The organism is Pseudanabaena sp. UWO311 (assembly GCF_006937785.1).
GTDB lineage: Bacteria > Cyanobacteriota > Cyanobacteriia > Pseudanabaenales > Pseudanabaenaceae > Pseudanabaena.
In genome coordinates, this window is record NZ_SJEE01000003.1 from 156,932 (window position 1) to 172,584 (window position 15,653).

Sequence of the window (15,653 nt, forward strand, 5' to 3'; positions counted from 1 at the left end):
TCTACTTAACTAACCGCAAAATCGGTGTATTTGCAGAGATTTGGCGGATCGAAGGCGAGGACAATATCTGTTTTAGGAATGCCGAGATCTACTAACTTATTGGCTATGCCAATTTCTGTACCGTCTTGCTGAATCCAAATTTTATTATCGATAATGTCAAGGTGAAGAACAACGCCGTAGACTCGTTTGGAGTTGCGCCAACCCACATAGATGAGTTGATAATGGTCATGTTCGGTATCAAAAATAGTTTCAGCGCGAATTCGGGTATCCCAAACTAGGCTGGCATGTTCTTTTAGGAGGTTTTGGATATGTTGACGGTATTGGGAGATGGTATCCATAGGGATCGTGGGTTATTTGCCAATTTTCTTTTTCAAGGGCGTGTCTGACAACTTGGTGAAATAGATCGCGGGCTGACATTGCTTTCCTCCTGATATCCCAGTTTATCCTACGCTTTTAAGATCATATAATTGACCCTACAATTCTATAAAAACTATGCCGATCGCTCGCTCATCATTGCTCAAAGATTTACAAGTTCTCTTGAAGAAGTTGGAGGATGACTTGATCGATCGCAGCACATCTACAGAAATACCCGAAATCGGGTTGCGGTTGCGGAGTACCTATGAGCAGGCAAAGAAGGCACAGCATACGGCGCAGAGTTTTGAGGAATGGCGATCGCTTTCTGTGGCGCAGGTGGCGGCGGCTTGGGTATTGAGTTGTGTATTTGTGCGATTTCTGGAAGATAACAAAATGATCGAGCCGCCGAGGTTGGCGGGGGTGGGAGATCGCTTGTCACGGGCAAGGGATGAGCATGAGTTATATTTTCAAAAATTTCCCACCCATAGCGATCGCGATTATTTGTTGGCGGTTTTTCAGGATTTGGCGAAGTTGCCTGTGGCGGGGGAAGTATTTGGCGAGGGGAATGGTATCTGGCGGATGGCGAATTGGTTGAGTGGGGATGCGGCGGCGTTGTTGTTGCGGTTCTTTCAAAAAATTGATGCGAATACGGGTTTGTTAGTCCATGATTTTACGGATTCTAATTGGGATGCCAGATTTTTGGGCGATCTCTATCAGGACTTGTCGGAGGCGGTGCGGAAGCAGTATGCGTTGTTGCAGACTCCTGATTTTGTGGAGGCGTTTATTTTGGATCGCACGTTGGAACCTGCGCTGAAGGAGTTTGGTTTGGATGGTTTCAAGATGATCGATCCTGCCTGTGGGTCGGGGCATTTCCTGTTGGGCAGTTTTACGCGGCTATGCGATCGCCTATCACGCAACAATCCTAGCCAAAATATGCGGGTGTTGGTACAAAATTGCGAAACATTGGGAAATTCTTTAACCAGTAAATTTACTGTTATGCCATTCAAGATATTCGTTGTCTGGCAAATATTTTGGATTTTCAGGAATATACAATTTTCTCCCGTGTAAAGCATAGTATTCTCTACCATTTTCGTATTCTTCCTTAATTCGATTACTAACTTCTACCTGAAAGTTTTTTGTAACTGTGAGATAGAATCCATCAAATAAGCGGTGTAGATCAGCACGAAGTAAAATGCCATTATTAGGCGCATGAGGACCGTTTTCTGCAAAGTTCCTTATGTGAGCTGCCTCTAAGGCTGGCAAAGTTTTTTCGCCTGTAATTGCACATTTTCTCTGATATATATCAGTTATCAAAACACGAAATGCACCTTGTCCCAAGCGAGGATTCACAGAATAAGATTTTCCATAACCAGAACCAGACGGTCTAAGTTTATCTAAACTAGAATCTACTAATGTATTGCTTGAGACCGAAGAAACTTTTTTAAGATTCTCTTGAACTTGTAACCACAATCTATTTCCTATCTCCGTCTCTGTATTGTAGGTCTTGCCTTGAACAATATTGAGCTTCCAGTCTTCTGGAATAGGTATCCAATCTTCTCTCTTAAAGAAAAATGGTTCTAATAAAATACTACATCCAACATTTGGATTAGGGACATCAGGTTTATTATTACTTCTTCTATATTTAATTATTTTTGACCTAAAATCTTGAAAAGAGCTAACTCCATTTTTTTCTTGGAAAGCCTCCCAAGCTATTGTCATTGGTAGGTCAGAATATCGCATAAAGTAGCCGCCACCAGCTATATAGTTAAGTGGACTATGTAACTTGAACAGGAAAATTTCAATCTCTTTTTTGAATGGAGGTCTGCCACTAGGCTGCCAAAAATTCACTTCATCTGGCTGCAATTGAGATAAGAACTTATACCAATCATTGTCTGTGACTCCTACCCAAAATTTCATACTAACTGTTAGTGAAAAAGATATTTTTAAGTTATAACGATTATATGTCCTATTGCTTATGATGGTCGCGCCATTACTAGCCAGTTTAGTCGAGCTAATCCCTTGGCTCAAACAATGGCACAACGACATAGATTCAGAATTCGGCTTAGCCATGGGTGACTATTACGAAGTATTTTTGATTGAAGAAGCTAAAGCGATCGGGCATACGGTTGAGAGTTTGAGGATGTGGGAACCCGTTGGCAAAGTAAAAAGTAAAAAGTAAAAAGTAAAAAAGTAAAAACTATGCACCAAGTCACCTTACAAGACGCAGAAAAGCACCTCGCTAATCTCCTCGCAGAAGCCAACAGAGGCGAAGAAGTAATCGTGGTCAATGACGATGGCACATTATTTAAAATTATTGCGATCGGTAAAACTCGACCAGTCCCAAAATTTGGCAGCGCCAAAGGCTTAATCAAAATGTCCGATGACTTTGACGAGCCATTAGAAGACTTTGCGGAGTATGCCCCATGAAGCTCTTACTCGATACCCACGCTTTTTTATGGTTTATCGAAGGCAACCAAAATCTGAGTCTAACTGCCAAAAATGCGATCGAATCTCCAACTAATCAAAGGTATTTGAGCATAGCCAGTCTTTGGGAGATTGCAATCAAAGTCAGTATTGGCAAACTAGAGATAGGCATGACCCTCACAGAATTGGTCAACCGTGAGGTCTACGGCAATGCGATCGAGATGCTAGAAATACAGTCCCATCATCTCGATACCTTAGCGGGTTTACCGTTTCATCACAAAGACCCATTCGATCGCCTTATCCTCTCTCAAGGATTAACCGAAAAAATGCCCATAGTTACTAAAGATGGGCTATTTGCCAATTATCCCGTAACCCTAATTTGGTAAAGATTGGCGGCGCGATCGCGCCGCAACTTATTCTATATTTCTCAGCCGCGCCACCTCCTCCACACTTAGCCCCGCAGCCCGACTAATCGCCTCATCATCCAAAACACCTAGCAACTGTCGCGCCATCTCCAACTTGCCCTCAGCCTTGCCCTGATTAATGGCTTTCTTAAACGCATTGCGCTGATCATGGATAAACATCTCCTGCATCTCCATATCCTCAATTTGCTCAGGCGTAAGATTGATCTCATTGGCGATCGCAAAGGCTTGGCTAATCTCAGGCACAACATTCATACTTTCAGGCACGATCGCCAACTGTCGCGCACATTTCAAGAAATATAACCACTTATCCGCCAAAGTTTCTAAATCATTAACATCTTTCTCAAACTTGGGCAGTTCCACAAATACCAACTCAATGTCATAGATCGGATAATCAATCAAAAAGTCTTTCTCTTTGAGGATAAACCGCGAAATTAGTTGATCAATCTCTGGAAACATCTCGAAATCGGTAATCGTGAGCGCAATCACAGGATTGAGCAAGCTATAGTCCTGCCCCACTCCCAATTGATTAGAATAAGCCTTCGCCGCATTATACAAAATCCGCTTCTCAAACCCCTCAATATTTAACACCTGCATCTCGATAATTACGGTTGTCCCATTATCGAGATTAGCTTTGACATCGAGATAGGTTTGCTTAACACCGCGTATTTTCGGTGCTAAATAAGGATTAAGAATCTCTAAATCTTGAATTATCGGTTTACCATCATAGAGAATGGCATTGAGAAAGCTAATCAAAATATCATGACTCTGTTCAGAGCCAAAGATCTTTTTAAAAGCATAATCAGTTTTCGGATTAATAAATCGCATATTGCCCTACCTTAACTAAATTGCACCCGTTTATACAAATCTCGCAAACTGACCTCTAGCGGCACTGACACCAACTTAATTACAGCCCCCTCTCCCCTATGGGTCAGCAATACCCATCGATCTTCCGACTCCTTAACATAGTGATCGACTTCATAACCATTTTGATACACCAAAACATATTCCCGAAAGCTAGACAGCGATCGATATTGGCGAAACTTGCCATCATGATCGTAGCCTTGAGTAGAGCTAGATAAAATCTCCACAATCAAACAGGGATTAGTCACTTCCATCTGTCTTTGATCGACAAAAACAGGCTCACCCGCCACCACCATCACATCAGGATAGGTATAACGATTATATTCAGGCATCCATAACCGCATATCGCTCATGAATGTCTCATAGGTTTGATCGCCAATTACTAGCGGTAAAAGCCGACAAAAATTTAAGGCGATTTTGTTGTGATTTGCGGAAGCTCCTGCCATCGGGATAATTTCTCCATCAATAAACTCACTCTTAAATTCGGCTTTATCCTCTAAGGCTAAATATTCCGATGCGGTATATCGTTTAGTCGCGGCTAACACCATATGCGATCGCCTCCTAAAAATTGACCATAGTTAACGATTATAATAACCAGACAGGCGATCGCATTACTTAACAAAAATAGTCTTTTAAAACTCTTACTGGGTATGCATACCACACTCACCCCACCATCTGAGCGCATTTTACTTTCCAGCATTCGTTGGGAAACCTATCGCGCGATCGCCCGTGACTGCGAACAACAACCTCGCACCCGACTCACCTATGACCAAGGACAACTAGAAATTCGGATGCCCTCTGACCTCCATGAAACCTACAAAAAATTATTAGGTAGAATTGTTGAAGCCCTCACAGAAGCTTGTGAACTAGAGATTCGTAGCCTTGGCTCGATGACCTGCGATCGCCAAGATCTTGCCCGTGGCTTAGAACCAGACCAGTGTTATTACATCCAAAATGAAGCCGCAATCTGGGGGAAAGAAAACATTGATTTACAGACCGATCCACCTCCAGATCTAGCGATCGAAATCGATATCACCAGCAGCTCACTCAATCGCTTCAAAATCTATGCCCGTCTGGGAGTACCTGAAATTTGGCGCTATGACGGACAAGTACTAACCATATTTGTGCTTGAGTCATCAACGGATGGCGATCGCTATGCAGCTTCTCAATACAGTATCGCGCTGCCCTTCGTCAAAACCACCGATCTACAAAGATTTCTCAGCCTTAAACCCACCGTTAAAGAAAATGCCTTAATTCGCCAAGTGCGGGAATGGGCGATCGCTAAAAATATTAAATAAAAGCCCATGACGCTCCTCAAAGACCTAATCGAAATTCCTGAAAGCCTCCAAAAAGGTGACTTTGTACTCAATCTGTCATCAGTGGCGAATGATGCCGATAAGATCCTGCGCGATTATGTCGTTACGCCCGAATTACAGAAATGCTTTGAAAAAGCACTCAACTTTATCCGCAGCACTCTCCAAACCAACGTCAGTAAGGCAACTTATCTACATGGCAGCTTTGGTAGCGGCAAAAGCCACTTTATGGCTGTCCTCTACCTCATCCTCAAAGGCAACCTCACCGCCCGCAGCATCAACGAACTCGCACCCGTAATCGCCAAAAATAACGAATGGGTCACAGGTAAAAAGTTCCTTTTAGTTCCGTACCATGCGATCGGCTCCGAAAATATGGAGTCCTGCATCCTTGGTGGCTATGTCGATTTCATCCGCCGCACCCATCCCGAAGCACCGATTCCAGGCGTATATCTTGCGGAAGGAATGTTTCAAGATGCCGCAAATCTGCGATCGCAAATGGGCGATGTCGCTTTTTTTGCAGCGCTCAATGGCGCAAATGCCACTAATACTGGCTGGGGTGAAATTGCCGCCAATGATTGGAATGTTGAGAGTTTTGAAAAAGCCACCAATGCACCACCCGCAACCGAAGTGCGATCGCAAATCATCGGTGCATTGATTAAAGCTTTTTTCAATTCCTACGATCAACAAGCCAAAGGCGAAGCTTTTCTATCTCTTGATAAAGGACTATCAGTAATCAGTCAGCACGCCAAGAGCCTCGGCTATGATGCCCTCATTTTATTTCTTGATGAATTGATTCTCTGGTTAGCCAGTCGCGCCACCGACTTAAGCTTTATCCATCGCGAAGGACAGAAACTCTCCAAACTCGTCGAAGCTCAAACCCCCGATCGCCCAATTCCGATTGTCAGCTTTGTGGCAAGACAGCGCGACCTCAGCGACCTAATCGGCAATGCTGTCCCTGGAGCCGAACGCCTTAACTTTAGTGATGCCCTCAAACATTGGGAAGGCAGATTCGATCGCATCGTTCTCGAAGATCGCAACTTACCTGCGATCGCCCAAAAGCGCGTTCTCCGTCCTAAAAATCCTGCCGCCACAACCGAGATTGATGCCGCCTTTGACAAAACTCTCAGCATTCGTGAAGCAGCCATGAATGTCCTACTTACCCGCGAAGGCGATCGGGAAATGTTTCGACAAGTCTATCCATTTAGCCCCGCCTTGATTCAAGCCCTAATCGCCGTCTCTAGCGTCCTCCAACGCGAACGCACCGCCCTCAAAATCATGGTGCAAATGCTTGTGGACAGGCGCGATTATCTTGCCGTTGGAGATATTCTGCCCGTGGGAGATTTATTTGATGCGATCGCCCATGGGGACGAATCCTTCAGTCCCGAAACAGCCTTTCATTTTGACAATGCCAAGCGGCTCTACCATCAAAAACTGCTGCCCATGATTGAGAAGCAGCACGGTTTGCGCCGCGAAGAATTTGAACTTCTGTTAGAGAATGACCCCAAGCGCATTGCCTTTTTCAACGACGATCGCTTGATTAAAACTCTACTATTATCGGCGCTTGTGCCTGAAGTGGAAGTCTTGCGCAGTCTCACGCCCGAACGTCTGTCTGCACTCAACCACGGCACTATCAAAGCCCCGATTCCAGGGAGAGAAGGACAGATCGTTTTGCAAAAATGTCGGCAATGGGCTGGCACTATCGGCGAAATTCGTCTCACCGAAGGTAATATGCCAACAATCTCTATTCAGCTTTCTGGAGTGGATACCGAGAGCATCATCGCCCAAGGCAAGCGCGAAGACAACCATGGTAATCGGATCAGGCTCGTGCGTGACTTATTATTCAAGCAACTAAACATCCAAGGCGAAGATGAACTAGAGCAGAGTTTTACCCATCTTTGGAAAAACACAAGACGCTCCTGTACAGTCATGTTTCGGAACATTCGCGAACTACCTTTCACCGTCCTAGAAAACAATAGCGATCGCTGGAAAATTATCATCGACTATCCCTTTGATGTCGATACCCATACCCCGCGTGATGATATCAGTCGGATTCAATCCTTCAGCGAAGATCATCCCCAAGGAGCCAAGACCCTAGGTTGGATTCCTGCCTTTCTCAGTGAAGACGCTCTCACCGATCTTGGTATGCTCGTTACCCTTGAGCATATTCTCGCTGGCACAGGCGAACGGTTTGCCCAGTTTGCGAATAATCTCTCAGCACAGGATCGTCAAGCCGCAAAGTCCTTATTAGAAAATCAGCGCAGCAGTCTCCACCAAAGAGTTTTACATCATTTAGAAGTAGTCTATGGACTCGAATCTTCCGATACTAATTCCATTAACTCTGCGCGATCGCTCGAATTAAACGAACGTTTTCAATCCCTTTACGAAGGACTACAGCTCCAGCCGCCTGTGGCTTCTACCCTGCGAGATGCACTTACCAATTTATTAGAACAAGCACTAGTTTACGAATTTCCCTCCGCACCAGAATTTGAAGCCGAAATTGAAGCCAGTAATAATCTTGAGAAAGTCTATCGCGTGATCCTTGATGCAACCCAGCAAAACGATGGCAGAATTGCGATCGAAGATCGGAAACTCCGCCTACTAGTTCGCCAAATTGCCAATCCATTATTACTAGGCGAAATGGCTCCAGATGCCACCCACTTTGTGCTCGGACAGCATTGGAAGCAACTCTTCACACGCAAAATTGCGGAAGCAGGCGGAGCGATATCCGTAGGGCAGTTGCGCCGTTGGCTTGATGAGCTAAAACCAATGGGACTACCTGCGATCGCCCAAAATCTCGTCATACTCATCTTCACGGCGCAAACCAATCGCCTTGCTTATCGCAGCAATCTCGCGATCGAGCCAACCCTCAAATCTCTGCCCGATGATATCGAGTTTCGCACCCAACAGCTTCCCGATGAAGCAATATGGCAAGTTGCCCTAGATCGCGCCAGTAGCATTTTTAATGTGCAAATCTCTAGATTGCTCAATGCTCAAAATGTCGCCATCCTCAATGAACAAATCGCCAATCTCGCATCAGAAAATATCGACCATGCCAAACACTATGCCAATATACTCACTGACTCTATAAAACGATTTGCGATCGCCAATCAGATCAATAAAAACTGCGATCGGCTGCAAACAGCTCTAGCGATCAGTCATGCTCTCGAAAGACTCAAAGCCAGTAAATCAGAAGACGTAATCAATATCCTGGCGGATATTACGATCGCTACCTCTGAGACTGCGATGAAAGAATGTTTCAGGCAACTAAAAACACTTGGTAAATCTTTGGATCGTGCAAATTGGGAAATTCTCAGCGCCATTCAGGTCATAAGCCAAGATATAACTGATGAGCGCTCAGCTGAAGTTAAAACTTTGCTAGATAACCTGACCTATGCCCTTAGTGGCGATGAATATGCGATCGCCTTATCACCTGTACTTAAAGATTCAGAAGCTAAAGCCACCCGCATCCTTACAGCAAAGCCAAAAAATATCCCATTGCCAACCTCTGCCCCATTTCCCCTATTACCTAACCAGCCCACTCAAATTGCCGCTGATTCTACAAAGCCACTAACCCATACCCAATCATTAGCCACAAATATTAATCCAACCATCACACCTGCTCCACCGCTCCCAACTAGCGAACAAATCATTAGTCAAGAAAACCATGAAAACATTAATCTAGCCGAAGCCGAGCAACTTCTCAGTAGTTTAAAATCACAGCAAAAACAAAATCAAAAAATCCGTATTAATTTAAGTTGGATTGTCGAATAAACAATGATCGTCCCCAGTATCAATCAAATTAAGGTGCAAGTTACGACCATTCGCAAAAAAAGTGAAAATGCCAAATTCATTGGTATTCACACTTCAGGACAATGGATTAGCGAAACAGTGCAAACCGATGGCGATATCACCATTTACATTCATCCATGTAAATCTCCTCTAGCAATCCGCTTAATCATGCGAGATGTCATGCAAGATGCAATCCGCAATCTAGATCAAGATCGTCAAAACAATAAAATCCACGTTCTTCTAACTCCCCTAGAAGACAACGATCTTGGCGAAGATATTCTCATGCGATTGGCTAAACGGAAACTTTTGGCGATCGATGTTTGGGAAGTCGTCAAATCCTTATTTCAAGCAAATGCGATCGATCCACGTCTGCGGAAAGAACGCTGGATCGCCGAATATTTGATTGATTGGAGTAGCACCGATAGTTATGCACCTGTTAGCAACGGCTTTCTCGATGCCGAGACAGTTTGGACAATCCTTTTAAATCGCGGTTTAGACATTTCCGATTTCTCTCCCGATTTACCATATATTTTGAAATGGTCAATAGATAACGATCGTATTACTAAACTCAAAACTGCTCCACCGATCTTTCAACAAGCCGTAATTGCTTACCTCACAAATCTTGTCGGCAGAACAGCTCATTACATATTGCGCTGTGCCTGCCAAACAGAACGCAACGATTTAGTCTCTCTAGGCTTAGTATTTGGAGTTTTATTTCATCCCCAAGCATCAGGAAAGCTGGATAAGGCGATCGGTAAAATCGAAGAGCGCTATTTACAAGGAGAAAGCCTAACTCCCGATTTGGGAATTGCTTGGCGAGATGCAACTCAGGAAGTGATTCAATGGCGTTTATCATCAGAAATCCAACAGCGATCGCAAATCTTGCATCGCGCCGACGAGATTTTGCAAGAAGTTGGTGCTAGTCATCTAGCCCACCTCAGCGAGATCTCACCACTAGGTTTTCATCAGCGACTTGAGTCCTTTGGACAAACTCTATCGTCTATTCTAAAAAAATCACTCAAAAACTCCAGTGGATTAAAAAAACTGCTCGCTTGTCGTCATGAAGTATTAGGACATACCTTAGCTAAAGAGGAGCAATATCGTAGTCGCATCAATAATCTCGATATGGCGATTAGGCTGTGTAAGTGGGTTCAACAACAAACAGAGACAAATTCTTTGCCACAATCCCTAACGGGCGCGATCGACATTGAACTCAGTGACAACTGCTTTGCAGACTGGGCAAGACATTCGCTGACTGCCGATGAGCCGTTACAAATACTTTCAGCCGCCTATGCTGAGCTTTTTAATCTTGCTGTCAAAGCACGCGAAGACCATTCACAAAACTTTGCCCATCTTTTTGCTAGTTGGACAGAGTTAGGCTCAAATAACAATGAAGTATTAAATGGAGTATTAGTAGTTGAAAATGTTCTCAAAGATATCGTTGCACCGATCGTATCTCACAATCCAGTTCTTTTGATTGTTTTAGATGGAATGAGTATGTCAGTATGTTTTCAACTACTAGAAAATATCACTCGTCAAGGTTGGTTACTATTGCACAAAGAAGATCGAGATTTTCCAGTAATACCAGCCCTAGCCACAGTTCCATCAATCACTGAAATATCACGTACTAGCTTATTGTGTGGGCGAGTAAGAAGTGGTAGTGCAAAGGACGAAACCTCTGGATTTACATTTCATCCTGACCTTAACGAGCGCAGCAAACAACAGAAAAAACAAGCTCCTCTCCTATTCCATAAAACCCATCTACAAGGAGAAGAAGATGTAACTCTTAGCCAAGATGTGCGCCAAGCAATTGCATCTAGTGATCGCCTAGTCATCGGTGTAGTTGTCAATGCGATCGATGACCGTCTAACTAAAGGTGAGCAGTTGCATGTGAACTGGACACAGCAATCCATAAACCTCCTCCCTGCTCTTTTACATGAAGCAAAAAATAGCGATCGCATCGTGATTTTGGCAAGCGATCATGGCCATATTATTGAGCATGGAACTAAACTAATATCTACAACAGAGGGAGGCGAAAGATGGCGACCTGATGATGGCAATCTTACAGACCAAGAATGTCGATTGACTGGAAGTCGAGTTGTTGCATCGGAACACAGGGTAGTAATTGCACCTTGGTCAGAGCAGCTTCGCTATAAGCCCAAAAAAAATGGATATCATGGTGGAGTCAACCCCCAAGAGTTAGTAACTCCTGTTGCAGTATTATCTTCAGGAAAATCTTTCCCTAGTGGTTGGATAGAGTCACTAAATAAGTTTCCTAGTTGGTGGAATATTTAAGCTTCACAAGCAAAAGGCAGCGATTCGCTGCCTTTTGCTTGTGAGACTTTGCGATTTTAAGAAATAACGTTGAGAGTGAGACGGATATTGCCATTAGCTGTCGATGACAAGACGATATTTTGTAGCGATCGCTTGATCATCTCTACAAGATTTTTATCCTTCACAGTCGAAGCCACATCATCCAGTACAAATCTTGTCAACCTGCCATTTTGAATGGGAATCTCTAAGACTACAGTTCCATTGAATCCAGCAGGAATATTAATTGACTGCAATTGTTGAGCGATCGCTTGCTGGACAATGCTAATATCAACACCAGCAATGCCTGAGATACTCACGATTTGGACTTTTGATACAGTAGATTGTTGGCTTACCTTGGATGGTTCAGCAGGAGTATTACTGCTATCAATTTTAGGACTGAGTCTTGTGTTAAGCTTATCGCTGCCAGTAATTGAAAAAATAGCTTCTCCTTGCAATTTTGTTGAAGTGCTAAATTGCTGAGGAGATAAAGTCGTAGTGCGCTGAGAAGTCATAGGTACAGAGCTTGGGGCAGCAGGCTTGAGACTTCGACTATCGGCGATTTCGCCTGAAGTTACGCCAAAATTTACACCCTGAGGCATTTCTACTGGAACATTTACTGTGACCTTGCCGCCGTCAGGATTGACGCGCACTTCTTCGCTCACTGCAACAAAAGCAGTGTATTGAGAGAGCAAGCGGTAGTTGAGAGCAGTTTGAGTCACTGCATCAACAAGTGATTTGACTTCGCCACCAAACATCTGATTCATTAAATCTTTAATGCGAGCGCGTCCCCATAGTTGGGCAATGCCGAGATTACTATTGCCTTTATCAAAATTCACATCAAGGGTTTGCTCGTAACGCTCGCCACCTGCGGCGATACCTGTGATTTTGAGTTTGCCATTGGCGCGATCGCCCTTTTTGCCAAATAATACTAGAGGCTGCTCCGCAAATAGGTCAGGAGCATTACTAGGATAGATTTCGGGAGCCGCGCCATCACCTTCCCATTTCACTTGAATATTCGTAAGGACAGGATTGTTGATTTGACGGAAGAACTTCTCGGCAACTTCTTGGGTTGGTTCATCTTGACGTACTACTCGCGAAGTACCTCGTCCCATTTCAGCAACACGCTCAAGCAAGTAGCGATTAACGGAACTGCCAACACCGAAACTATAAAGACGGTTACCAGGTTTGAGATTTTTCTGAACGGCAGAGATTACTTCATTGTCATTGCCAATATAACCATCGGTAATTAGTACCACGCTGCGAATACGTCCATTAGATGATGAGGGGAAGTTAGTTACAGCATTGATGCCATTCATTAATTCTGTACCTCCATTAGCATCAACTTGATCAATATAGTTCATCGCCTTTTGACGATTGGCAACGGTATTTTGGAGCGGATAACTAGAAAGCTGGCGAGTGGTGCTAGAAAAATCAATAATTGTGAATGTGTCGTTGGGATTCAATCCGTTGATAAAGCGGCGCATCAGTTCCCTTGATTTGATAATCGGATCGCCTGATTGAGAACCTGATGTATCCATTAAAAACACAACGTCCTTGGGTACAATTTGATCGGCACGATAGGCGATCGCAGGAATCAGATAAGTTGCAAAGTGTGAGCCTTGGTCGTTTGTGGTTGTGAGGATCGTGGGCTGAGTGCGATCGCTACTAATTTTGTAACGCACAATCAAGTCCTTATTAGGAATGTTATCGCCAGCCGCTAATTTTAGTTGCATGGTTTCGCCATTATTCTGAACATCAATGCGATGCGAAGTGGAATAAAGATTGCGAATGGGAACACCTGCATCAATTTGCAAGCTCACCGTAATATCATTGCCCGATCGCGTTTCAGGCTTGAGTATGGGCGGATTAATTCGCGAGGCATCAGGGACTTGAGTAGTATTTCCCTTTGGATCGATCGCTGCCCCTGGAATATAGCGAGGTCCCACGACCATGGGGAATACAAATTCATAATCGCCTTGCTCGAATTTAAGGCTTTCGGTGTAGCGAATCGTCACCTTGATTTGTTCACCTGGTTTAATATTTGCTAGAGATTGCGTGAAGATATTATCCCGTTCTTGCTCTAGCAAACCCGCTGTGCGTCCTTCCTTGCGGGCACGATCATAGATTTCCTTGGCTTCTTCACGTTTTTTGATATCCCCTTTAATGACGCGATCGCCGATCTTAATTTCCATGTCATCGACAGCCGCTTGGTCTGGCAATGGGAATACATATATGGCTTCTAAGGGTTTGTCATAGGGATTCTGAAAAGTTTGGGTGACTTCTACCCTTGAAATGTTGCCAGATATTTTCCCTTTGACATCAGTATTGGTTAAAGTAAAAGCTTGTTGCTTGCGATCGGTGGTTTGGACATACAACCCACCAACAGGACGATCTTTGTTTGTTTCGGCGCGAGGAGTGCGATCGCTAACTGGTTCGAGAATTCCTGTTCTAACCATAGTGCTAGGGTTTTGTGGAGTTTTAGCGATCGGGCTAGACTGGGCTAAGGTGCGATGAGCGATCATTCCTGCAAGAGCGATCGCGACAGGGATAGAGATGTAAATAGGTTTCATCAATTTCATGGTAACTTCACTCCTCAGCGCCTATCGTAATTTAGTGAGTAGGCAAGCTATTAATATTTACTAAAATTGAGTCTCCCACCATTTCTAAAAGTTATTTGGTCAGTTGCATTTTTGGTAACGACAAAAAGGCAGAATAAATTGAAAAGGCGCACCCTCACAATGAAGTATCTCAGCATGGCTCTATAGGTGTTTCGGGGAGTTCAACCTTGATAAACGGCTCAATGCTTTTAATGATGGGTATTTCAGACATCAAAGACCTCCGAGGCTAAAACCATTGTCTTCAAGTATTTCAGTCATTTACGCTAGAGCACCTCCCCGAAACGCCTATTGAGCCATTTAATTATGCTTACTATGTAGGACAGCGCCACAATAAAATTGGAAGTCCCTAATGATTACAAAAACTGATCGTAAAATCATTCTCCCCACCTACTTTATTTCCCATGGTGGTGGCCCCTGGCCTTGGATGCGGCAAGAGATGAGCGGGCTTGAACAACTTGAAGCCTCTTTGCAAGCCATCCCTAAAGAAATTGAGATCACACCTAAAGCAGTTCTCGTCATTTCTGCACATTGGGAAGAACGGAACTTCACAGTCATGTCGAGTGCTGCGCCGCCAATGCTCTATGACTATTCTGGGTTTCCAGAACATACTTATCGAATCCAATATTCTGCCCTAGGCTCCCCGTCGGTGGCTAGTCGTATCCAAGAACTGCTACAAAAAGCTGGATTTCAGGCGGACTCCGACCAATTCCGTGGATTTGATCACGGTGTTTTTGTCCCAATGTTTGTCGCTTACCCTGAAGCAAATGTCCCCATACTTCAGTTGTCTATAAGAGCAGATTACGATCCAGCCGCGCATATTGCTGTCGGCCGTGCGATCGCACCGCTTAGAAATGAGGGTGTGCTGATTATTGGTAGTGGGCTGACCTATCACAACTTGAGCCTCATGATAGGACAACAGGCAAAAGCTTCTTCTCATCTGTTTGACGAATGGCTGACAAATGTTGTCTGTGGCTCGAAGTCTGACGAACGAAACTATCATCTAGTTAACTGGAGCCAAGCGCCATCAGCACGCATAGCTCATCCGCGAGAAGATCACTTGGTTCCGCTCTTCGTTGCTGTTGGTGCTGCTGAGATGGAGTTAGGCGATCGCATTTATCATGAAGAGAAATTTTTCGGGGGAATCACTGTTTCCAGTTTTCGCTTTGGCGAGAAAACAGTTTTTTAGCCCAAAAAGAAGGTGCTGCGAAAGCAGCACCTTCTTTTTGGGTTTGTACGGAGAGGGGGAGATTCGAACTCCCGTTAGGTGTGACCCCAAATCTGATTTCGAGTCAGACGCATTCAACCACTCTGCCACCTCTCCAAATATGTTTTGTAATGTCTTTGGTAAGCAAAGCGATTGTAATAATATCACACTATGTATGCTTTGATAGCATAAAGTGCTGAAATTCAGAAATTCTCATTATGAAACCGATTTTGGTTCATCACCGTCATAGGCGATTATCTCCGCAACTTGCTTTAATTAACTGAAATGAGATCACCTGCTTTTAGCCGTGAATTCTCTAAAAAAATCAGTACAATGTTCTCGTCCTTCATGT

14 protein-coding genes and 1 tRNA gene are annotated in these 15,653 nt (G+C 44.1%); 8 read left to right on the plus strand and 7 right to left on the minus strand.

Translation table 11 applies throughout. The features are described 5' to 3' along the window. Nucleotides 1-5: 5 nt before the first annotated feature. Nucleotides 6-329: a XisI protein gene (locus PseudUWO311_RS04110; RefSeq protein WP_223807441.1), complete on the minus strand. Its 324-nt coding sequence runs from the start codon at nt 327-329 to the stop codon at nt 6-8. After that, entirely contained in the window at nt 250-417 is a 168-nt protein-coding gene (locus PseudUWO311_RS24825; protein ID WP_142653818.1) for an element excision factor XisH family protein, read from the minus strand. The genes PseudUWO311_RS04110 and PseudUWO311_RS24825 overlap by 80 nt, the downstream gene beginning before the upstream one ends. Nucleotides 418-492: 75 nt before the next feature. On the opposite strand from PseudUWO311_RS24825, the gene PseudUWO311_RS04120 reads away from it, so the two are divergent. Beyond that, entirely contained in the window at nt 493-1,422 is a 930-nt protein-coding gene (locus tag PseudUWO311_RS04120) for a hypothetical protein (protein ID WP_142653820.1), read from the plus strand. Here PseudUWO311_RS04120 and PseudUWO311_RS04125 read toward each other — a convergent pair. Further along, the gene (locus PseudUWO311_RS04125; RefSeq protein WP_142653822.1) at nt 1,330-2,271 is read right to left on the minus strand and encodes an HNH endonuclease; all 942 of its coding nucleotides are present in this window, start codon (nt 2,269-2,271) and stop codon (nt 1,330-1,332) included. The genes PseudUWO311_RS04120 and PseudUWO311_RS04125 overlap by 93 nt on opposite strands. Before the next feature lie 58 nt (nt 2,272-2,329). On the opposite strand from PseudUWO311_RS04125, the gene PseudUWO311_RS04130 reads away from it, so the two are divergent. From PseudUWO311_RS04130 to PseudUWO311_RS04140, 3 genes are read left to right on the plus strand one after another with little or no spacing between them, the layout of a single operon-like run. After that, nucleotides 2,330-2,533 carry a DUF7008 domain-containing protein gene (locus PseudUWO311_RS04130; protein WP_142653824.1) on the plus strand — a complete coding sequence of 68 codons (204 nt, stop codon included), beginning with the start codon at nt 2,330-2,332 and terminating at the stop codon, nt 2,531-2,533. Nucleotides 2,534-2,553: 20 nt separating this feature from the next. After that, entirely contained in the window at nt 2,554-2,781 is a 228-nt protein-coding gene (locus PseudUWO311_RS04135; RefSeq protein ID WP_142653826.1) for a type II toxin-antitoxin system Phd/YefM family antitoxin, read from the plus strand. Continuing rightward, entirely contained in the window at nt 2,778-3,164 is a 387-nt protein-coding gene (locus tag PseudUWO311_RS04140; RefSeq protein WP_142653828.1) for a type II toxin-antitoxin system VapC family toxin, read from the plus strand. The genes PseudUWO311_RS04135 and PseudUWO311_RS04140 overlap by 4 nt, the downstream gene beginning before the upstream one ends. Before the next feature lie 27 nt (nt 3,165-3,191). On the opposite strand, the gene PseudUWO311_RS04145 is transcribed toward PseudUWO311_RS04140, so the two are convergent. After that, a complete protein-coding gene (locus tag PseudUWO311_RS04145; protein WP_142653830.1) occupies nt 3,192-4,028 on the minus strand; it encodes an Rpn family recombination-promoting nuclease/putative transposase in 837 nt (278 codons plus the stop codon). Between the two features lie 11 nt (nt 4,029-4,039). After that, a complete protein-coding gene (locus tag PseudUWO311_RS04150; RefSeq protein WP_142653832.1) occupies nt 4,040-4,612 on the minus strand; it encodes a Uma2 family endonuclease in 573 nt (190 codons plus the stop codon). Between the two features lie 102 nt (nt 4,613-4,714). On the opposite strand from PseudUWO311_RS04150, the gene PseudUWO311_RS04155 reads away from it, so the two are divergent. From PseudUWO311_RS04155 to pglZ, 3 genes are read left to right on the plus strand one after another with little or no spacing between them, the layout of a single operon-like run. Further along, nucleotides 4,715-5,362 carry a Uma2 family endonuclease gene (locus tag PseudUWO311_RS04155; RefSeq protein ID WP_142653834.1) on the plus strand — a complete coding sequence of 216 codons (648 nt, stop codon included), beginning with the start codon at nt 4,715-4,717 and terminating at the stop codon, nt 5,360-5,362. 6 nt (nt 5,363-5,368) lie between these two features. Next, nucleotides 5,369-9,148: a phage resistance protein gene (locus PseudUWO311_RS04160; protein WP_142653836.1), complete on the plus strand. Its 3,780-nt coding sequence runs from the start codon at nt 5,369-5,371 to the stop codon at nt 9,146-9,148. 3 nt (nt 9,149-9,151) lie between these two features. Beyond that, the gene (gene pglZ / locus PseudUWO311_RS04165) at nt 9,152-11,461 is read left to right on the plus strand and encodes a BREX-2 system phosphatase PglZ (protein ID WP_142653838.1); all 2,310 of its coding nucleotides are present in this window, start codon (nt 9,152-9,154) and stop codon (nt 11,459-11,461) included. Nucleotides 11,462-11,517: 56 nt separating this feature from the next. Here pglZ and PseudUWO311_RS04170 read toward each other — a convergent pair whose 3' ends face one another. Next, nucleotides 11,518-14,049 (minus strand): VIT domain-containing protein, encoded by a 2,532-nt coding sequence (locus tag PseudUWO311_RS04170; protein WP_142653839.1) that lies wholly within the window; start codon nt 14,047-14,049, stop codon nt 11,518-11,520. 397 nt (nt 14,050-14,446) lie between these two features. Between PseudUWO311_RS04170 and PseudUWO311_RS04175 the strand changes: the two genes are divergently transcribed. Then, a complete protein-coding gene (locus PseudUWO311_RS04175) occupies nt 14,447-15,283 on the plus strand; it encodes a DODA-type extradiol aromatic ring-opening family dioxygenase (protein WP_142653841.1) in 837 nt (278 codons plus the stop codon). A 48-nt stretch (nt 15,284-15,331) separates the two neighbouring features. On the opposite strand, the gene PseudUWO311_RS04180 is transcribed toward PseudUWO311_RS04175, so the two are convergent. Then, nucleotides 15,332-15,418: transfer RNA gene (locus PseudUWO311_RS04180), tRNA-Ser, on the minus strand. Nucleotides 15,419-15,653: the final 235 nt, after the last annotated feature.